The sequence below is a fragment of the Caballeronia sp. BCC1704 genome, from assembly GCF_902833455.1.
Taxonomy (GTDB): domain Bacteria; phylum Pseudomonadota; class Gammaproteobacteria; order Burkholderiales; family Burkholderiaceae; genus Caballeronia.
In genome coordinates this window covers 486380-507220 of record NZ_CADFFT010000003.1, presented here as the reverse complement: position 1 = coordinate 507220, position 20841 = coordinate 486380, and the positions used below count along the sequence as shown (strand labels likewise).

Genomic DNA, 20841 nt, shown 5'->3' with positions numbered 1-20841 from the left:
GCGCCGGCTCCTTGCACAACGGTTAAAGCGGGAAGCGTGCCAAGGGCGGAGAATCAAGCATGTGCGGCGTATGAAGGGGGAGGAATGCCCGGTTCGGGTGATGCGCTGCACTGGAACGCATCGCGATGCACGGGTTTCGGGCGAGCTTTCGTTCCTTGCACCGCAACGGGGGCCAAGGGAGGGTCACCGGCTTCCGCGGTCTGCGTTGACTACGAGCGCGGCTGTGCGGCGACTCGGCGCGGACCTATTTTCTCGATGCTGCGAATAGGGCTTCGATGGATGCATCGGCGCTGCGGCTAGCGCGTCTTTGCCTTCAACATCGACCGCGTCAGTTAATGCGGTAAGCGATAGATGCCTTCTAAGCTCGGTCCTGGTCGGTCTCCATGAACTGCAATCTCTTGTCGTCAAAGAAACTCGAGCACCGAATGCGCGACAAGCGCGGCTGCGGTTGCCAGCGCCGCGAGCCAGCTAAGCGCGCGTAAAGTCCAGTGCGCAGCGAGATCGCCCACGGCTTCTCGGCTCGAACTGAGCAAGACCAGCAGAACAAGAACCGGAGTCACCGTCATGCCGTTGAGCACCGCGCTCCAATAGAGCGCTCGCGCAGGCTCGACATGCCAGAAGGTCAGCGCGACGGCGACCGCTATGCCGAGCACGATGGTCCCGGCGAGCAGCCACGCGATGCGGGTATCGCGACGCTCGCCGCTTTCCCAGTTGAATGAACTCGCCGCCGCCTGTGCAGCCGAGCCCGCCAGCGGCGCAAGCGCAAGAAGGGCCGACCCGAGCAGCGCGAGCGCGAGCACGTGCCCCGCATGACCATGCGCGAGCGGCTCCAGTACGCGATCGAGTTGCACGAACTCGCCGGGAGGCGTCGACTGCATGAGATGCAGCGTCGCGGCCGCCGCGATCATCACGCAGACCGAGACCGCATTGGACAGCAAGGTTCTGACCAGTACCTCGCGTCGCACGCCGCCCATCTTTCGATCCAGTGCCTGCCGCCGCGACACCTCGCTCTTCTCGATGTCGCGCGCTTCCTGTTCGGCTTGCGCGAACATCAGGTAGGGGCTGACCGTCGTGCCCAACACGGCGATCAACGTCGTCACATAGTGTTCCGACCAAACCACATGCGGAATGAAGAGACGCCTTGCGACTGTAGGCCAGGGCACATCGACGAGTACGAGGACGCCGGCATACGCGAACATCGCGAGTGTCAGCCATTTGAGTATCTTCGCGTAGCGTGCATAAGCGACGGTCCATTGCAGGACGAGCGCCGCGCATCCTGACAGCACGGTCAGCCAGACAAGGGACCCACCGGTCAATGCGCGCAGTGCGGCGCCCATGGCGAGCACATCGACGGCAATGTTCAACGTATTCGCAATCAGGAAGCGCGCGACGGCGAAGTAAAAGAACGGAGGCCAGTCGTGCTTGCGCATGTTCGCAGTCAGGCCGCGCCCCGTGATCGCGGCGACGCGCGCCGAGATAAGCTGCAATGCGACGGTCGACGGGTACGAGAACACGCACACCCAAAGCTGGTCGAAGCCATACCACGCGCCGGCGAGCGTGTATGTGGCTATGCCGCTGGGATCGTTGTCCGACGCAATCGTGACGAGTCCGGGTCCGAGGTGCGCCGACCATGAATGCGCGCGGCGCGCGCTGCCTCGCTTGTCGCTGTTCGTTGCCGGCTTGTTATGAGGAATGAACATGGGACACTCGCGGGCGTTTGCATCGCGCCACCGCATGAACCGTTCCCAGCAAGTATGGAACGAAGATGTGGCTCGCGGAGCGTCCCGTTGACTCAACGCCCGAGTCCGCTCCCGGCGATCTGTTTCTCCACGTATTGCGCAAATAGCGCGTGCATGCGCGTCGTCGGATGCAGGTAGTCAGCGAACATGTAAGTCTGGTCGGCGTTCGCGGCGACGTACGTGGACGGCGAGCACAAGAGCGAAGTGTTGCGCGGCGTCCTGGACGGATCGCATGCCTGCGCGGTGTTGGATACCGTGAACCCGTTCGCCTGATAGTTCTGGATGGTCTGCGTGGTCCATGTATAGGCATCGACGAGAATAACCTTGCTTTGCAGGTTGTTGGCCTGCAAAGCGGTAAGCAGCGTCGAATTGAACAGTTGCGAGAGCCTCGACAGGTTGCCGCCGCCATCGGCCTGCTGAATACCGTCCGGTGCCAGCCCGACATTAGGCACGTTGACCACGACGACATGGGTCGCGCCGGCCCCGACTATCTGCCCGACCAGCCCGGCGAGCGTCGTCGCCGCCGTCTGCACGGTCTGGTCGGCGGCGGGCGGCGAGCCTGCACGAAGCACGTCATTCGAGCCCGCCCAGACCAGCACTAGCTGATTCGAATTGAAGCTCTTATGCGCCGACAGATAGCTCGAGATCTGCTGATTCACCGGCATCTCGATGTCGCCGATCAAATCGGTGAGGAACTGCTCCTGATTGGCGGGCGTCGCGACGGTCGATCCGCCCTGCGCGTAGCCGAGACCGCTTTGCGCCTTCAGTTGATGGCCGGGATCGACGACATAGGCCGCAGTCAGCGTGTCGCCATAGTACTGAGCGACATCTTGCGACCAGACCTGGCCCGGATTCGTCGTGAACCGTCCGCCGCCCACCGCGCTGGCTATCGGGGCATAGGTGCCGACATCCGACAGACTGTCGCCGAATGCCACGACCTGCAATTTGACGCCGCCTGCCGGACTGGTGGTTGTCGCGCTCGTCGAGTTGTCGCCGCCGCCGCCGCCGCATGACGTAAGCAGTGCAAGAAGTAAGGTAGAAATTGTCTTTCGCATCATCGGGTAAATGGTTGGCTGGAGCATTGGCTCGTCCGTGTCCTCGTTATGGGCTGCGGCTTCGCGCGCCAAATGGCGTGCTACGCATGCAGTCAGCAGTATCCGTCCGACGAGATAGAGCAAAGTTGATGCAAGCCGGGCGTGGACAGGCAGCGTCAGTCTTCGGCGTTTGCGGTGCGGGTCAAAGAAACCGGTTGACCGCTCCCGCGCCATCGGGCGCAGTTGTTGCTCGGCGGGCCTTGAGCACAGAGCCGTTGTGATCGCTCGCAGCGTGTGAGCGGTTTTCAATGCATGTATCGACAAGCGTTTGACATTTCTTCCACTCGGCAGGGGACGACGATGCGCGCTATCTCCGCAGGCGTTCGGTGTGCGTCGGCAATCAGCTTGGCTTTCTGCATCGCCGCGTGCGGGGGCGGAGAATCGGCGGTTACGGATTCGGCTGTCGCTAAAGCGTCGGCGCACGTCAGCGCTTCGTCCGCCATCGATAACGCCGCGCTGAACGGCGAATCTCAACAAGCCGCGACCGTCAGGCTCCAACGCTACACGATCGACCCGTCGAAGGTCTTCGTCGCGGGCATCTCATCGGGCGGCTTTGCTGCGGTGCAAATGCACGTGGCCCACTCCGCGACGTTCAAAGGGGCCGCCATCTATGCCGGCGGCGTGTACCGGTGCGCGGGCTTAGGCGGCGCTGCGGCAGCGCTCGCGAACTGCGGTGGCTTGACGCTTCCGACGAATCAGGCTTCGTATAACAGTACGCTCGTCGCTTCGGAAACTTATCTCGACGCGCAATCGGCCCTCGGCACGATCGACGCGTCGACGAATTTGCGCGGACAACCCGTCTACCTCTGGTCCGGCACGCAGACGAGGTGGTCAATCCGCTGGAGATGGCCGACCTGAGATCCGAGTACCAGCATTACGGCGCGAAGATTCACTTCGACAACGCGTTTCCCGCTGCGCACGGCTGGGAATCGCCCGACGGTGAGCTTGCCTGCGGCACGAGCGGGAGCCCGTACATGGTGCGTTGCTCGGCCAACGGAGCGACCTACGACTCGGTGAAAACCTGGCTGACCATGTTCATCGGCCCGCTGAAGCCGCGCAACGGTGGCAAGCTGTCAGGCTCGCTGCTTACCTTCGATCAGACCGAGTTCGGGGCGTCGCCGAACCTCTCGATGAGTTCGACGGGCAGCGTCTTTGTCCCGAAAGCCTGCGCGCAGGGGCAGCAATGCGGATTGGTGCTGGCGCTTCATGGTTGCTTGCAACAGGCGTCGCTCATCGGAAACCGTTGGGTCACCGAAGCAGGCATCAACGAGTGGGCCGACACGAACAAGCTGGTCGTCATCTATCCCGACACAGTGGCGTCGTCCGCGCCGGGGCCGACGAACCCTAACGCATGCTTCGACTGGTGGGGCTACTCCAATCAGTACGATCCCAACTACGCGCTCAAGAGTGGCGCGCAGTTGTCCGTGCTATACGCGATGGTGCAACGCGTGACCGGACGACCGTAGTCGACCAGCGACCAGCGCGTTGTGATCATGCATGCGCTGCTGGCAGTGTCTCCACGGACCGCGGCGACACTGCCCCGCACGCGCGAATGACGAGCCGCACGACTTCTTCCGTCTGTTCGTCGAAGGCTTTCTGCGTGAGCGCGCGCTTGCCTTTGAGCGCGCGAATCTGCGCATCGAAGTCGGCGTAATGCTGCGTGATCGCCCAGATCATGAACATGAACGTATCGGCTTCGACCGGCGCGAGCAGGCCGCGCGCGATCCAGCTTTCGATAACCGTCACACGCGTATCCAGCCACGGCTTCACGCGCTCGCTGAGGATGTCCTGCATGTGGTGCGCGCCGTGAATGATTTCGCTCGCCCACACTTTCGAGCCGAGCGGTCGTCTTCTCGACAACTCCATTTTCGCGCGCACATAACCGCCGATCGCTTCCACCGGGTCGTCGCTGCACTCGAACGTATCCGCCGCGCGATGCCAGTCCTCGAATATGTCTTCCAGCACGCGGCGATAGAGCGCGAGCTTCGTCGGGAAGTAGTAATGCAGATTGGCCTTCGGCAAGCCGGCGCGCTCGGCGATCATCGCCGTGCTCGCGCCTTCTAATCCTTTCTCGGCAAACACCGCTTCCGCACAGGCGAGCAGATGCACTTCGTTGCTTTCGCGAATCTGCGCGCGGCGTCGCCGCAAGGGCGGCGGCGCGTCTTCGTTCGCGGTGATGCTGTTGGTGGCTTCGTCGTGTCTCATCGTCGCGCTCTTTGCCGTCTGTCGTGCATCGTGCCTGATTCGCGCCGTTGGCGCACGCCGCGCTGCATCGCGACGAAAGCATCGGCAAACCCCGCATGCATGGATGGATGCTGCGATGCAATGGCATGGTTATCGCTTTTCCCGCTCCGTGTTTGCCCGCACACGAAATACGTTGATTTGCTTATTTTAATCGGCTAAAACCTGTCCAACCGGACAGGATTTGAAGCGCGCACCGGTCACCGGAAAGCGCGCTCTTTGCAACGCCCATCGCAGAACGAAGAGACGTGCACAGCACGGGTGCCCGAACGCACTGCAAGCGCACCCGCACGCACGAACCGAGGTCACTCACACACGAAATCACATCGTCAGGAGCGAGGCGCATGAACGTCCTAACGGATGCAGTCACAGAGGCCGGTCTCGATACGTCCATCCGCGTCAACGGCGCGCGGTTGTGGGAAAGCCTGATGACGATGGCCAAGATCGGCGCGACGCCGAAGGGCGGCGTATGCCGCCTCGCGCTCACCGATCTCGATCGCGAAGGCCGCGATCTCATCGTTAGTTGGGCGAAGGCCGAGGGCTGCACGGTGCACGTCGATCAGATGGGCAACGTGTTCATGCGACGGGCGGGCCGCAATCTCGATGCATTGCCGGTCGTGACAGGCTCGCATGCCGACTCGCAGCCTACGGGCGGCCGTTTCGACGGCATCTATGGCGTGCTCGGCGGGCTCGAAGTGATTCGCACGCTGAACGATCGCGGTATCGAGACCGAACATCCGATCGAAGTCGTCATCTGGACCAACGAAGAAGGCTCGCGTTTCGCGCCCGCAATGGTCGCATCCGGCGTGTTCGCGGGCGTTTTCTCGCTGGAGTACGGGCTGTCGCGCAAGGACGTCGACGGTAAGACCATCGGCGAGGAACTCGAGCGTATCGGCTATGCGGGCGATGTTCCGTGCGGCGGCCGCAAGCTGCACGCGGCGTTCGAACTGCATATCGAACAAGGGCCGATCCTCGAAGCCGAAGACAAGACGATCGGCGTCGTCACCGATGCGCAGGGCCAGCGCTGGTATGAAATCACGCTGACGGGACAGGAAGCGCATGCCGGCCCCACGCCGATGCCGCGCCGCAAGGACGCGCTGCTCGGCGCGTCGCGCGTGGTCGATCTCGTCAACCGCATCGGCCTCGACCATGCGCCGCTCGCGTGCGCGACGGTCGGCATGATGCAGGTGCATCCGAACTCGCGCAATGTGATTCCCGGCCGCGTGTTCTTCACCGTCGATTTCCGTCATCCTGACGATGCCGTGCTCGCGCGCATGGATGCCGCGCTGCGCGAAGGCGTCGCGCGCATCGCGGGCGAAATCGGCCTGCAAACCGAGCTCGAACAGATCTTCTACTACGAACCCGTCAAGTTCGATGCGGCCTGCGTGGCATCGGTGCGCGCGGCGGCGCAACGCTTCGGCTACTCGCACCGCGATATGGTCTCGGGCGCGGGCCATGATGCGTGCTATCTCGCGCAGGTCGCGCCTACATCGATGGTGTTCGTGCCGTGCGTCGACGGAATCAGCCATAACGAAATAGAAGACGCCACAGAGGAGTGGATCGAAGCAGGCGCGAACGTGTTGCTGCACGCCATGCTCGAACGCGCATCAGAACCGGCTCCCTGAGCCGCGCCTTTTCTCGTTGATTACTTCCGGCCGTCCGCTTTCTTGCGGACGGAAGGCACCGTCACGCCTTCGACAAGGAACGCGCATGACCATGAAGACCATCGGCGATATCGCGAGTCATCGACAGACGCACGAGCGTCTCGCGTGCGAATTCTCGGACGTCGCGCCGCTGCTCGACGCGACCGCTGCGGCCGCTGCTTCAAGCCGCTGCCACTACTGCTATGACGCGCCATGCGTGCAAGCGTGTCCAACGCGCATCGACATACCGGGCTTTATTCGCAAAATCGGCAACGGCAATCTGAAGGGCGCGGCCTCCGACATTCTCTCGGCCAATCCGCTCGGCGGCATGTGTGCGCGCGTGTGTCCGACCGAGATCCTCTGCGAAGGAAGTTGCGTGCGCAATCATCCGGGCGACGAGCCCGTGCAGATCGGCGCATTGCAACGTCACGCGACCGACTGGGCGATGTCGAATGACGTTGCGTTGTTCAGCCGCGCGCCGGAAACCGGAAGGCGCATTGCGATTATCGGCGCGGGACCGGCGGGGCTCGCGTGCGCCTATCGACTGGCGCTGGCGGGCCATCGCGCCGTGATCTTCGATGCGCGCAACAAGCCGGGCGGTCTCAACGAGTTCGGCATCGCGGCCTACAAGACGGTCGACGACTACGCGCAGCGCGAGATCGAGTGGCTTCATTCGATAGGCGGCATCGAGATCCGGACCGGTCAGGCGCTCGGACGCGACTTCACGCTCGACGAGTTGCGCAAGCAATATGACGCGGTGTTTATCGCGTTGGGGCTCGCAGGCGTGCGTGAATTGGCGCTCGAAGGCGAGTCGCTGAACGGCGTGATGAACGCGGTCGATTTCATCGAGCAGGTGCGTCAGGCCGATGACCTCGCGAGCGTGCCGGTCGGCCGTCGGGTGGTCGTGATCGGCGGCGGCAACACGGCCGTCGATGCGTGCGTGCAAAGCCGCAAGCTCGGCGCGACGAGCGTGACGATGGCGTACCGGCGCGGTGTCGAAAACATGAGCGCGACATGGGCCGAGCGCGAGTTCGCGCAGACCCACGGCGTGTACATCGTCACGCATGCGCAGCCGGTGCGTCTGATCGGCGAGAACGGTCAGGTGACAGGCGTCGAATTTCAACGCGACGCCGAGCGCTTCGTGTTCGAAGCCGACATGGTCCTGAAGGCGATCGGTCAGACGCTCGTGCCCGTGGGCATCGGGCGCGAACTGCTGACGCTCGACGGCGGGCGCATCGTGACCGACGATAATCGGCAAACGACGCTCGCCAAAGTATGGGCGGGCGGCGATTGCGCCACTCACGAAGGGCTCGATCTCACCGTGCAGGCCGTGCAGGACGGCAAGCTCGCGGCCGCGTCGATCGACGCGTCGTTCGAGCTGACTGCAATCAAAGCCGCCTGATTCGTAGAGGAGACACGAACATGGCCGATCTTCGCTGCAACATCGCCGGCATCTCGTCGCCGAATCCTTTCTGGCTGGCTTCGGCGCCGCCTACCGACAAAGCGTACAACGTCAACCGTGCGTTCGAGGCGGGCTGGGGCGGCGTCGTGTGGAAGACGCTCGGGCTCGATCCGCATGTGGTCAACGTGAGCTCGCGCTACGGCGCGGTGCAATGGAACGGGCAGCGCATCGCGGGGCTCAACAACATCGAGTTGATCACCGATCGGCCGCTCGACGTGAACCTGCGCGAGATCGAGCAAGTGAAGCGCGACTGGCCTGATCGCGCATTGATCGTTTCATTGATGGTTCCGTGCAACGAGAAAGACTGGAAGTGGATCCTGACGCAAGTGGAGGACATCGGCGCGGACGCAGTCGAACTCAACTTCGGCTGCCCGCACGGCATGAGCGAGCGCGGAATGGGCGCAGCCGTGGGACAGGTTCCCGAGTACGTGGAGATGGTGACGCGCTGGGTCAAGGAAGGCACCAGGCTGCCGTGCCTCGTCAAGCTCACGCCCAACATCAGCGACATTCGCATGGGCTCACGCGCCGCGTTCAAAGGCGGCGCGGACGGCGTGTCGCTCATCAACACGATCAACTCGATCGTCGCCGTCGACCTCGACCAGATGGCGCCCATGCCGACCGTCGACGGCAAGGGCACGCACGGCGGCTATTGCGGACCGGCCGTGAAGCCGATCGCGCTCAACATGGTCGCGGAAATCGCGCGCGATCCCGAGACTCCCGATCTGCCGATCTCGGGCATCGGCGGCATTTCGTCGTGGCGGGACGCGGCCGAGTTCATGGTGCTCGGCGCAGGCAGCGTGCAGGTGTGCACGGCGGCGATGCACTATGGCTTTCGCATCGTCAGTGATCTTGCCGATGGCCTCTCGAACTGGATGGACGAGAAGGGCTACGCGAGCCTCGACGACATTCGCGGCCGCGCCGTGCAGAACGTCACCGACTGGAAGTACCTCAATCTCAAGTACGACATCAAGGCGCGCATCGATCAGGACAAGTGCATCAAGTGCGGACTGTGTCATATCGCGTGCGAGGACACGTCGCATCAGGCGATCCTGAAGGAGAAGGACGGCAAGCGTCATTTCGAAGTGGTGGATGCGCAATGCGTCGGCTGCAATCTGTGCATGCACGTCTGTCCCGTCGAGCAGTGCATCACGATGGAACGCGTCGATGCAGGCGAATACGCGAACTGGACCACGCATCCGAACAATCCGGCTCGCGAGAACGTCGAGGAGCCCGCGAAAGCGGCCTGAATCACACGCAGCGCTCGTCATTGACCCCCGCCGCGCACATCGCGCGCAGATGCGATGGCGCGGCGAACACTTAAGCGGAGTGCATCCAATGAATCAGACAGCGCGTAACGTCGAAGCGAGCAGCCTTTACAACGACGATCTGGCGCCGACCGGCCCGGCGCAACGCACGTGGAAGTGGTATCACTTCGCGGCGTTGTGGGTCGGCATGGTGATGAACATCGCGTCGTACATGCTGGCGGCGGGGCTTACCGATCAGGGCATGTCGCCGTGGCAGGCCGTGATGACCGTGCTGCTCGGCAACGTGATCGTGCTGGTGCCGATGCTTCTGATCGGCCATGCCGGCGCGAAGCACGGCATTCCGTACGCGGTGCTCGTGCGTTCGTCTTTCGGCACGCAGGGCGCGAAGCTGCCGGCGCTCTTGCGCGCGATCGTCGCGTGCGGCTGGTACGGCATTCAGACGTGGCTGGGCGGCAGCGCGATCTATACGCTGCTGAACATCCTCACGGGTAACGCGCTGCACGGCGCGGCGTTGCCGCTGATCGACATTTCCGTCGGGCAACTCGGCTGCTTTCTGCTGTTCTGGGCCTTGCAGCTCTACTTCATCTGGCATGGGACGGATTCGATTCGCTGGCTCGAAAGCTGGTCCGCGCCGATCAAGGTGGTGATGTGCGTGGCGCTCGTGTGGTGGGCGACTTCCAAGGCGGGCGGCATCGGTTCGATGCTCTCCGCGCCGTCGCAGTTCGTCGCCGGCGGCAAGAAGGAGGGCCTGTTCTGGGCGACGTTCTGGCCCGGCCTCACCGCCATGGTCGGCTTCTGGGCGACGCTCGCGCTCAACATTCCCGACTTCACGCGCTTCGCACGCACGCAGCTCGACCAGATGATCGGACAATCGATCGGCCTGCCGCTGCCGATGGCGCTGCTCTCCGTCATCTCCGTTGTCGTGACGTCCGCGACCGTAGTGATCTACGGCAAGGCCATCTGGGACCCGATCGATCTCACGAGCCGCATGACGGGCATCGGCGTGGGCGTCGCGCTCGTCATTCTCACGCTCGATACCATGTGCTGCAATCTCGCGGCCAACCTCGTGGGGCCTGCTTATGACTTTTCGAGCCTGTGGCCGAAGGGCATCTCTTATCGCGCGGGCGGCATGATTACGGCGACCATCGCCATCGTCATGATGCCGTGGAAGATTCTCGCCACCACGCAGGGCTATATCTTCACGTGGCTCGTCGGCTACTCGGCGCTGCTCGGGCCGGTGGCGGGCATCATGATGGTCGATTACTTCTTTATTCGCGGCACGCGGCTCGATCATCGCGAACTCTTCGAGGAAGACGGCGAGTACTCGTACCAGGGCGGCTGGAACATCGCCGCGGTCGTCGCGCTACTCATCGGCGTATTGCCGAATCTGCCCGGATTCCTGCATACCGCATTCCCCGCTTCCTTTCCCAACGTGCCCGCGTTCTTCAACACGGTCTACACGTATGCGTGGTTCGTCGGCCTCGTGCTGGCCGCGCTCGTGTATGGATCGTGGATGAAACTGCGCGGCAGCCCGCGTGCCGACATGCTGAGCGCTTGAACATCAACGGAGGACGACACATGCCTATTCTCATTCGCGGCGGCACGGTTATCGACGCGGACCGCAGCTATCGCGCCGATGTGCTGTGCGCCGATCCGCAGGCGGGCGGCACGATACTCGCCATCGGCCAGGACCTCGATGTTCCCGCCGACACGCAGATCGTCGATGCAGGCGGCCAGTACGTGATGCCCGGCGGCATCGATCCGCATACGCACATGGAACTGCCGTTCATGGGCACGACCGCCAGCGACGACTTCTATAGCGGCACCGCGGCGGGATTGTCGGGCGGCACGACGAGCATCATCGACTTCGTGATCCCGAGCCCCAAACAGCCGCTCATGGACGCGTTCAGGGAATGGCGCGGCTGGGCAGAGAAGGCATCGGCGGATTACGGGTTTCATGTTGCCGTGACGTGGTGGGACGAGTCCGTGCATCGCGACATGGGCCTGCTCGTGCACGAACACGGCGTGTCGAGCTTCAAGCACTTCATGGCCTACAAGAACGCGATCATGGCCGACGACGAAGTGCTCGTGAACAGCTTCACGCGCTCGCTGGAACTGGGTGCGCTGCCGACCGTGCATGCGGAGAACGGCGAACTCGTGTTCCAGTTGCAGAAGCAGTTGCTTGCGAAGGGCTTCAAGGGACCGGAGGCGCATCCGCTCTCGCGTCCGCCTGAAGTGGAGGGCGAGGCGGCCAATCGCGCGATCCGCATTGCACAGGTGCTGGGCGTGCCGCTTTACATCGTGCATGTGTCGGCGAAAGATGCGGTCGATGTCATCGCGAAGGCCCGCAACGACGGCCTGCGCGTGTTCGGCGAAGTGCTGCCGGGCCATCTCGTGATCGATGAATCCGTGTACCGCGATCCCGACTGGACGCGCGCCGCCGCGCACGTGATGAGTCCGCCGTTTCGCACGAGCGAGCATCGCGAGGCGCTGTGGCGCGGGCTGCAATCGGGCCAGTTGCATACGACGGCGACGGATCACTGCGTCTTCTGCGCGTCGCAGAAAGCGATGGGACGCGAAGACTTCACCAAGATTCCGAACGGCTGCGGCGGCGTGGAAGATCGCATGGCCGTGCTGTGGCATCACGGCGTGAACATGGGGCGTCTCACGCCGAACGAGTTCGTGCGCGTCACGTCGACGAACGCGGCGCAGATCTTCAATCTGTATCCGCGCAAGGGCGCGGTGCAGGTCGGCGCCGATGCGGACCTGGTCGTCTGGGATCCGCAGGCGTCGCGCACTATCTCCGTGAAGACGCATCATCAGCAAGTGGACTTCAATGTCTTCGAGGGCATGACGGTGCAGGGCGTGGCGACACACACGCTCACGCGCGGCGCGCTTGCCTGGACCGATGGCGATCTGCGCGCGGTGCGCGGCGCGGGGCAATACCTGAAGCGTCCGCCGAACGCATCGTATTTCGAAGCCGCGCGCGTGGCGAACAGGTTGAAGGAACCGCATCCGGTGGAGCGTGCCGAGACGGCTTGAGTCCAGCGCGATGAAAGAAGCCCTGCGCTGGAATGCGCGGGGCTTCGTTGCGATATCAGGAAGCTTGACGTCGGAGCCGCCGACGATGAACTCGTCGACGGTCGCCAAGCGGAAAGCGCACCACGTCATGCGCGGTCTTGATCCCTTCGATCAACGCAAAGGGCCTCGAGAAGCGCGACTACGCGCTTCATCCATTGCCGTCCCTTGAACGCGAGGAGTCGCCGCGCAATACGGCGGCTCCGCACGCCGGAAGGTCAGAAGAAGCCAAGCGGCGTTTCGCTATAGCTCACGAGCAGGTTCTTCGTCTGCTGGTAATGATCGAGCATCATCTTGTGGTTCTCTCGACCGATGCCCGATTGCTTGTAGCCGCCGAACGCGGCGTGCGCCGGATACGCGTGATAGCAGTTGGTCCATACGCGACCCGCCTGGATGGCGCGCCCGAAGCGATACGCTCGCGTGCCGTCGCGCGTCCAGACGCCTGCGCCAAGGCCATAGAGCGTGTCGTTCGCTATGTCGAGCGCTTCTTCTTCGGTCTTGAAGGTCGTCACCGAAAGCACCGGTCCGAAGATCTCTTCCTGGAAGATGCGCATCTTGTTGTTGCCGCGAAAAACAGTCGGCTTCACATAGAAGCCTTTGGCCAGCTCGCCCGCGAGCGCGTTGCGTTCGCCGCCGATCAGACAGTCCGCGCCCTCTTGCTTGCCGAGGTCGATGTACGACAGGATCTTCTCCAGCTGCTCCTGCGAGGCTTGCGCGCCGATCATGGTCTTCGTGTCCAGCGGATGCCCTTGCGCAATCGCCGCGACACGCTTCAACGCACGTTCCATGAAGCGGTCATAGATGGACTCTTCGATCAGCGCGCGCGACGGGCACGTACACACTTCGCCCTGGTTGAGCGCGAACATGGCGAAGCCTTCGATCGCCTTGTCGAAGTAGCTGTCGTCCGCGTTGAGCACGTCGGCGAAGAAGATGTTCGGGCTCTTGCCGCCGAGTTCCAGTGTCACGGGTATCAGGTTCTGGCTGGCGTATTGCATGATGAGACGACCTGTCGACGTCTCGCCCGTGAACGCGATCTTCGCGATGCGCTTGCTCGATGCGAGCGGCTTGCCGGCTTCGAGCCCGAAGCCGTTCACGACATTCACCACGCCCGGCGGCAACAAGTCTTCGATGACCTCGAGCAGCACGAGTAGCGACGCGGGCGTCTGTTCCGCGGGCTTCAGCACCACGCAGTTTCCCGCCGCAAGCGCGGGCGCGAGCTTCCATACGGCCATCAGAATGGGGAAGTTCCACGGGATGATCTGACCGACGACGCCTAGCGGCTCATGGAAGTGATAAGCGACCGTGTCCTCGTCGATCTGTGAAATCGAGCCTTCCTGCGCGCGCGCGGCACTCGCGAAGTAGCGGAAGTGATCGATAGCGAGCGGGATATCGGCCGCCATCGTCTCGCGCAACGGCTTGCCGTTGTCGATCGATTCGGCTACCGCGAGCCGCGCGAGGTTCGCTTCCATGCGGTCGGCCATCTTCATCAGCAGATTGGCACGATCCGTTGTGGACGTCTTGCCCCACGATGTCTTCGCGGCATGAGCCGCATCGAGAGCGGCTTCGATGTCCGCTTCGCGCGAACGCGGGATCGAGGTGAACGGCTCGCCGGTAATGGGCGAGATGTCGTCGAAGTATTCGCCGCCGACGGGCGGCACCCACTTGCCGCCGATGAAATTTCCATACTGCTTCTTGTACGGATAGTCGGTGCTCAGGAACTGCATCTCCGCATGGTTCATCAGTGTGCTCCTCGCATGTCGATAAGAGCGGTCCGGCGCTGGCGATGCACGCCGCCGCCCCGACTACATTGCGAGTTCCATGCCATTGCGCTCGCGCGCGCGGTACGTCATGGGCAGCGTGCGTTTCGCCAAGACCGTACATTGCGGGCGCAGGCGGATGCTGTTCAGATTCGCAACAGGTGTATCGCCGTGTAGCACTCTTGAAGAGTTGAACTGCGTCGCTTGGGGTCTTGGCGCGAACGCTTGAAGTGGGCGCGTAACGCTGATACCGGCGTTGAGCTAGGTTCTTGTCTGCCGCTTGATGGCGATTCGCGGTAACGACGCATAACGCGAAAGGCACTCCGATAGCCGAGCCAATGGGAACAAAGAACACGCGAGCGTGAAGACGAGCACACCGCGCCAGCGGTGTGTCGAGAATGTGGGGCAGATGTCGAATCCGACGCTGCGCGCGTCGCCATAATGACTGACGTCTCGCCGCGTGCGCAGACTGCATTCCCACAGAATGGGCAAGACTAAGCGCTATACAACCCACCGCGCTCTGTCGGGATCGAAAATGCGCGGTGGACGTCGGCAGAGGCCGACTCAATGGCCGGGCCCGGCATTAAGCGGCAGCTTCGAGGCACGCGCCATGTCGGCGGTCATCTTGATCGGCCCCGGCTTGTATCCGTTCGACATCAGCAGGAACGCCATGATGTCCGCATAGTCCTGATCCTTCATCTTGCCCGGACGATCGGCGGGCATGTTGGTCGCCATATAAGTGAAGATGCCGCCGACCGTCAGATGTGAATTCGCCGCCGGCGCGAACGACGGCCCTTGCAATGCGGGCGCCGTTACGCCCTGAAGTTGCGCGCCGTGGCACTTCGCGCACGAGCTTCCATACAGCGTCTTGCCGTGCGCGGTCTGAGCCTGTCCGAAGGAAAGCGGCTCTGCGCCGACTTCGTTCGACACCTTGATGTTGCCGCCCATGCGCGAGGCGTTCGCGTCTGCGAGCATGATGCCCGAGAACGAGGGCGATGCCTGCGACGGCTTGTCGAGGTAACCGGTCGATATCTTTTGCGCGGGCAGGGTCCACTGCTTCGTCAGTGCCTGAAGCTCGCCGTCCTTGCGCATGGCCGAGAGCGTATCGTCGATGAGCACGCGCGATGCGGCGGCCTTGGCGCCGAATGCGAAGGACAGGTGCCACTCGGCGTACGGCGAGTCGGCAGGCGCGATGTTGAAGCTGCGTTGCGGGTGCGCCAGGCGATAAGCGACGACGGCCGGATACCACACGATGGCTTCTCGCGCGCGTCCGGTCGCCACTGCGTCGACCGTCGAAGCGCAACTGTTTTCCAGATCGAGCGTCACGTCCCTCCGTTGCACAGCGATGAGTTGCGCTGGACTCGCATAGGTGGCCGCGACGGTGCGCTTCGCTGCGCCCTGTAACACGGTGCCGGGTGCCTCGACGCTCACATATCCCGCGCGCAAATAACCGCTAGAGAAGCGCATTTTGCCGCCGGAAGCATCGGCGACCGTGGAGCGCGGAAAGCCCGCGATCACGTCGCAATCGCGCGTGAGCATCTTGTCGAGTTCCCTCAGCGAAACGCCGTCGTCATCGCCTTCGCCGATACCGCGCACGAACTCGAACGGAATATTGGCGCGCGCGAAGACCGCTTGTGCGACGGCGCGATCCAGAGACGCCGACGGGCTACCGGGAAACGTGCAGATTCGTACCGCGGCATGCGACAACGAAGGCGCGAGCGCGATGAATGCCGCGAGCATTCCCGCCGCGCGAAAGGTGTGGAGTGAATGGGTCATGGCAAGGCATCCGGTGGTATGAGAGCGCCGCAAAGCGCGCGAAGAAGGCGCTTTGCAGTCCGATGAGCGCTTCAGGTGCGCTTCAGGTGCGCTTCAAGTAAGATTGAGTGCGAACACATAGAGCGTGCCGCCGCGCGGCACCTTGTCGGCGGCCTTGGCCATCGGACCGCCCCAGATGGGATTGGCGCCGCCGTAGCCCGCGAGAATGGCGACGTATTCCTTGCCGTCGATCTCATAGACCGAAGGCTGCGCGATGATGCCGCTCGCGAGTTTGGGGCTCTTCCACAGGACCTTGCCCGTCTTTTTATCGAACGCGAGCAAGTGGCCGTCGAGCGAGCCGCTGAACGCAAGGCCGCCCGCCGTGGTCGCCACGCCGCCGTTCCATGGCAGTTTGGTCCAGTAGCTCCACACCTTCTTGCCGGTATTGACATCGATCGCCTGCAATTCGCCATAGCCCTTGCTGCCGGGCTCGGGCTTGATCTCGAATCCCTCTCCGAGATAGGGCAGGCCTTCCATGTAGTTCACCGACTTGCCGGACAAGGACATGCACGCATGCAGCGCGGGCACGATGGCAAGATGCGTCTCGGGATCGTACGACACGGACCACCAGTTCTTGCCGCCAAGGAAGCTCGGGCACGTCTCGATGGTCGTGCCTGTCTTCGGGTATCTCGCGGCATCCTGTACCGGCTTGCCATCAGCCGTGTAGCCCGTGACGGAAGTGGCCTTCACGAACGGCCGCGCGTAGATCAGCTTGCCGTTGCTGCGATCGATGGCATGGAAGAAGCCATTGCGGTCTGCATGAATGATCGCGTCATAGTCCTTGCCCTGATACTTGACGTTCGCGAGCACCGGCGTGTTCACGTCGTCGTAGTCCCATGTGTCGTGCGTGGTGTACTGATAGTGCCATTTGAGATCGCCCGTTTTCGGATCGAGCGCGAGCAGCGAATCCGAATACAGGTTATCGCCGGGACGCAGGTCGGCGAGCCACGGCCCGGGGTTGCCCACGCCCCAGTAGAGCGTCTTGCTTACCGCGTCGTAGGTGCCGGTGAGCCATGCGGGCGCGCCGCCATGTTCCTGCATGCCGTCGGGCCACGTGTCGCCGCCCGGCTCTTTCGCGCCGGGCACCGTGAAGCGCTTCCATAGCACCTTGCCATCGTTGGGATCGAGCGCGGCGATGAAACCGCGCGCGCCATACTCGCCACCCGAACTGCCGACGACGAGCGCGCCATCGAGAGCGAGCGGCGCGAGCGAGAATGCGTAGCCTGTGCCCGGATCGAACATGGCCTTTTTCCATACGAGCGCGCCGGTTTGCGCATCGAGTGCGGCGACTTCACCGCTCAGCATCGCGACGTACACATTCTTTCCGTAGAGCGCGACGCCGCGATTCACCACGTCGCAACAGGCGGTCTTGAACGAAGTCGCCTCGAGATGCGGCTCGTACTTCCAAAGCTGCTTGCCCGTCGCGGCATCGAATGCATAGACGTTGTCCTTGGGCGTCGTCACGAACAGGAAGCGCCCATTGACGATGGGCGTCGCTTCGAAGCCTTGCTGCAAGTCAGCCGGAAACTTGTAGCTCCATGCCTGCTTCAGATCCTTGACGTTGCTCGTATCGATTTGCTTGAGCGGAGAGTGAGCGTGACCGTTGTAGGTGCGGTAATACGTGAGCCAGCCCGGATCGTCTTGCGCGCTCGTCAGGCGTTCATAAGTCACGCTGGCGTACTGCGCCGGCGTGCTGTCCGCCGCGATGGCCTGCTGCTGTGCGAAAGCGAATGTCGCTGCGGCGCCTGCTGCAAGGGCCGCAGAGCGCATCGCCGGGACCGGTCGGTTCATCATCGTCGTCTCCTGGGGATTTGAGTGCAACGTCTTTTCTGATTGCGCGTCTCTAGTGGATCGACATGCGCAACGGTTGCCGCATCATCAAGGCAACACATGTGCCATTGATCGAGAAATGGCGTGCAAGCCTTGTCCCATGCGGATGCGGCGGTCGATGCAACTCGAGCCGAAGCCGCTTCGCATAGATGCGCGGGTGTTGCAATCTGGAGTAGTGGAACGTGTGAGTGTTGCCGGATGGGGCAGCGAGGCGATCAGTCGAACAAACGATACACCATGCGTCGCAAAGCACATGGAAACCATTTGGAGTGCGATGTATTCATTCGACGCAGCGAGGAAAGCGGAACGTCGAACGTGCTAACGTCCGCACGCACGGTCAGGCGTTCATGTGGAGGAGACAAGGAGAACGGCACATGTCCGAATCGGTGCCGCTGTGATCCGGACATGTGTTGATCGAGGCTTCAGCGCGTGGCGATATACATCGTGATTTCGAACCCGAAGCGCAGATCGGTGAAGGCAGGCTTAGTCCATTGCATGGCGTCTCCTTTGGATGTTGCGTGACGTCGGTCGAGAACCGTTTCGCAACCGGCCGTCAGGCTTGCAAGGTCCATGCCTTCGAAGAACGTTGTCCCGCTGCGACTGAATTGTTCCAAAGTGGAACACCATGGAACAGGTCACCGCTCCATGATTGAACAGCCGGGCATCTTGCGATAGATGGTGTTCCGCGAAATTCCGAGCGCCCGCGCGGCGGCCGATACATTGCCATGATGACGCGCAAGTGCTGCGGCGATGACGGCCACGGTGACCTCCTGAAGCCGTTCACAATCGAATGCCGATGCAGTGCTTGCTTCGCTGATGGCCGGCGTATGGGCGCCCAGGTCATCGAAGAAATCTTCGGGAAGATGCTCACGGCGAATGCAGCCATCGTCGTCGACCATCGCGGCGGCGGTGCGTAGCACGTTGCACAACTGCCTGAAGTTTCCCGGCCAGGCGTAGCGCTCGAACAGCGCCATGACGTCGTCATCGATGGACAGACGACTGTTGCATCCTTCGTCGGCGCTCAACGTCCGCATCATGTTCGTGATGACCACGGAGAGGTCCGTGCGTTCGCGCAAGGGCGGCAGCTTGACGACAAGCCCGTTGAGCCGGTAGTACAGATCTTCGCGAAAGGTGTTCTGAGCGATCATCTCGCGCAGATTGCGGTGCGTTGCGCAGATGATCGCCACGTCCACCGGTATGGACTTGCTGGATCCGAGCGGATCGATCACGCGCTCCTGCAGCACGCGCAGCAGCCGTACTTGCAAGTGATAAGGCATGTCGCCGATTTCATCGAGGAAAAGCGTCCCGCCGTTCGCCTGAAGCACCTTACCGGCCGCGCCTTTGCGCCGCGCGCCCGTGAATGCCCCTTCCTCGTATCCGAACAGTTCGGATTCGATCAGGTTTTCCGGGATCGATGCGCAGTTCACCGCGACGAACGGCCCGCCGCGACGCGGCGACTCGCTGTGAATGGCTTGCGCGAGCACTTCTTTGCCCGTGCCCGTTTCCCCGGTGATGAGGATGGGAATACCCTTGCCGATGACCTTACGCACCTTGCCGATCACGGCCGAGATTTTGGCATCGCCCGTCTCGAGCGATGCGAGCTTGGATGACGGCTCATGAGTAACGAGCGCGCGCTGGGCAGGCCGCGCGGCGGGAGTCGTCGCGTCGGCGAAGGGCGCGCGGTCGAGACGGACGCGCGCGCACACGACGGTGCCGTTGTTGATGTTGAGCGAGATATGCGGCGCGCGGCTCGATTGCGAACGATCGATCAATTGCGCGCTTGTCAGGCCGAAAAGCGACGAAAGCGTATGCGCGCGCAACGCCGACAGCGGCAGGCCGAACTGAAATTGTGCGCTGCGGTTAGCCGACAGGAAGCGGCCATCGAAGGTGAACGCCATCATGCCTTCCATGAGCGTGCCGAGAAATTCGGGCCGGCCATGAAAGGAGATCTGCATCGTGCCCTGAAAAGTACTGGAAAACAGGTGGTTTTCGATCATCTGCACCGACATGCGCGCGAGCGCCATCGTGTGACGATGATAGCTGCGATGATCGCCCGTTACGTCGAGCACGCCGATCAGATCGCCATACGGATTGAGGATCGGCACGCTCGAACATGTGAGGAAACGATTGGCCGCGAGATAGTGCTGGTCGCCGTGCACGACGGTGGCCGAGCGCTCGGCAATCGCGGTGCCGATCGCATTCGTGCCTTGCCGCTCTTCCGCCCAGTTCGCTCCGGGCCTGAGCGCGACTTTCTCGGCCCGCGCGAGGAAGTCGTCGTCTCCGGTGGAATGGAGAATGAGCCCTTGCGCGTCCGTGAGGACGATCATGCTTTGCGTATTGACGATCTGCTCGCGCAGGCTCTCCATGACCGGGGTCGCGTGCGCGCATAGCACGCGGTTTTGCTCGAGCTTGAGCAGCAGGTCGGCGTGAGGTAGGACGTCGTAGTCGGGGCGCGTCGAAGCGTGGAGGCCGAACGTCTCCGATCGCTGATGCGCGTTGCGGATCGCCGGGATGAGCCAGCCGTTCTCCCTTTCATCGGGGATGCCCGCGATCTCGCGGATCTCGTCTTGCATCGTCTCCTCCTTGGTGCAAGTGCCGGTCGAATCGCCGGATGGTGTGGCGCCGAAATAAGCAAGCACTGGGCCAATGTTGACACGCGTCGACTTCTACTTCCAAGTGGAAGTATAGGGAAGGTAGGGGGCGTGCGCGGACAATGCGACGCTTTCTCAGAGCGATGCTAGAGCGGTCTGCCCCGTCTCGCGCTTGATCGAACACAAAGATACGAGACAGGCCGTCGCTCGTTCAGCGCCTAACCGTTGTTGAGCACTTGAGCACACGTCCTCGAAAGCAACTCGAATCCAATACGCCGCTTGCTGTGCAACGCAGCATCGTTCAGCTCATATTCAGTGCGAATAGA

The 20841-nt window shown here is 62.6% G+C and carries 15 protein-coding genes; 7 read left to right on the top strand and 8 right to left on the bottom strand.

What is annotated here, in order from left to right; translation table 11 throughout:
- Positions 1-404 precede the first annotated feature (404 nt).
- Both HWX53_RS17860 and HWX53_RS17855 read right to left on the bottom strand, forming a co-directional pair.
- Positions 405-1700, bottom strand: a complete 1296-nt coding sequence (locus tag HWX53_RS17860; protein ID WP_175943256.1) for a divalent metal cation transporter — start codon at positions 1698-1700, stop codon at positions 405-407.
- A 92-nt stretch (positions 1701-1792) separates the two neighbouring features.
- On the bottom strand, positions 1793-2821 hold the full coding sequence (locus tag HWX53_RS17855; protein WP_175943253.1) for an SGNH/GDSL hydrolase family protein: 1029 nt from the start codon (positions 2819-2821) through the stop codon (positions 1793-1795).
- 357 nt (positions 2822-3178) lie between these two features.
- Between HWX53_RS17855 and HWX53_RS27715 the strand changes: the two genes are divergently transcribed.
- Entirely contained in the window at positions 3179-3691 is a 513-nt protein-coding gene (locus tag HWX53_RS27715; RefSeq protein WP_244140172.1) for a hypothetical protein, read from the top strand.
- Complete coding sequence (locus HWX53_RS27710; RefSeq protein WP_244140171.1) at positions 3679-4299, top strand: hypothetical protein; 621 nt, start codon at positions 3679-3681, stop codon at positions 4297-4299. Before HWX53_RS27715 ends, HWX53_RS27710 begins: the two co-directional genes overlap by 13 nt.
- Before the next feature lie 25 nt (positions 4300-4324).
- Here the strand turns inward: HWX53_RS27710 and HWX53_RS17845 are convergent, their stop codons facing one another.
- Positions 4325-5038 (bottom strand): TetR/AcrR family transcriptional regulator, encoded by a 714-nt coding sequence (locus HWX53_RS17845; protein ID WP_175943251.1) that lies wholly within the window; start codon positions 5036-5038, stop codon positions 4325-4327.
- A gap of 380 nt (positions 5039-5418) precedes the next feature.
- Between HWX53_RS17845 and HWX53_RS17840 the strand changes: the two genes are divergently transcribed.
- From HWX53_RS17840 to hydA, 5 genes are all read left to right on the top strand, one after another.
- Positions 5419-6699, top strand: a complete 1281-nt coding sequence (locus tag HWX53_RS17840) for a Zn-dependent hydrolase (RefSeq protein ID WP_175943249.1) — start codon at positions 5419-5421, stop codon at positions 6697-6699.
- 85 nt (positions 6700-6784) lie between these two features.
- Positions 6785-8119 carry an NAD(P)-dependent oxidoreductase gene (locus tag HWX53_RS17835; RefSeq protein ID WP_175943246.1) on the top strand — a complete coding sequence of 445 codons (1335 nt, stop codon included), beginning with the start codon at positions 6785-6787 and terminating at the stop codon, positions 8117-8119.
- Positions 8120-8139: 20 nt separating this feature from the next.
- Positions 8140-9426: an NAD-dependent dihydropyrimidine dehydrogenase subunit PreA gene (gene preA, locus HWX53_RS17830; protein ID WP_175943244.1), complete on the top strand. Its 1287-nt coding sequence runs from the start codon at positions 8140-8142 to the stop codon at positions 9424-9426.
- Between the two features lie 88 nt (positions 9427-9514).
- Complete coding sequence (locus HWX53_RS17825) at positions 9515-11002, top strand: NCS1 family nucleobase:cation symporter-1 (protein ID WP_175943242.1); 1488 nt, start codon at positions 9515-9517, stop codon at positions 11000-11002.
- Positions 11003-11022: 20 nt separating this feature from the next.
- On the top strand, positions 11023-12486 hold the full coding sequence (gene hydA, locus HWX53_RS17820) for a dihydropyrimidinase (RefSeq protein ID WP_175943240.1): 1464 nt from the start codon (positions 11023-11025) through the stop codon (positions 12484-12486).
- Positions 12487-12740: 254 nt separating this feature from the next.
- On the opposite strand, the gene adh is transcribed toward hydA, so the two are convergent.
- The 5 genes from adh to HWX53_RS17795 all read right to left on the bottom strand — a co-directional run bounded on the left by adh (position 12741) and on the right by HWX53_RS17795 (position 20497).
- The gene (gene adh / locus HWX53_RS17815) at positions 12741-14261 is read right to left on the bottom strand and encodes an aldehyde dehydrogenase (RefSeq protein WP_175943238.1); all 1521 of its coding nucleotides are present in this window, start codon (positions 14259-14261) and stop codon (positions 12741-12743) included.
- A 582-nt stretch (positions 14262-14843) separates the two neighbouring features.
- Complete coding sequence (locus tag HWX53_RS17810) at positions 14844-16055, bottom strand: c-type cytochrome (protein WP_175943236.1); 1212 nt, start codon at positions 16053-16055, stop codon at positions 14844-14846.
- A 93-nt stretch (positions 16056-16148) separates the two neighbouring features.
- The gene (locus tag HWX53_RS17805; protein ID WP_175943235.1) at positions 16149-17888 is read right to left on the bottom strand and encodes a methanol/ethanol family PQQ-dependent dehydrogenase; all 1740 of its coding nucleotides are present in this window, start codon (positions 17886-17888) and stop codon (positions 16149-16151) included.
- 458 nt (positions 17889-18346) lie between these two features.
- Positions 18347-18421 (bottom strand): pyrroloquinoline quinone precursor peptide PqqA, encoded by a 75-nt coding sequence (pqqA, locus tag HWX53_RS17800; protein WP_157695699.1) that lies wholly within the window; start codon positions 18419-18421, stop codon positions 18347-18349.
- A gap of 138 nt (positions 18422-18559) precedes the next feature.
- Positions 18560-20497, bottom strand: coding sequence for a sigma-54-dependent Fis family transcriptional regulator (locus tag HWX53_RS17795; RefSeq protein ID WP_175943233.1), 1938 nt, complete (start codon positions 20495-20497; stop codon positions 18560-18562).
- Between the last annotated feature and the right edge of the window lie 344 nt (positions 20498-20841).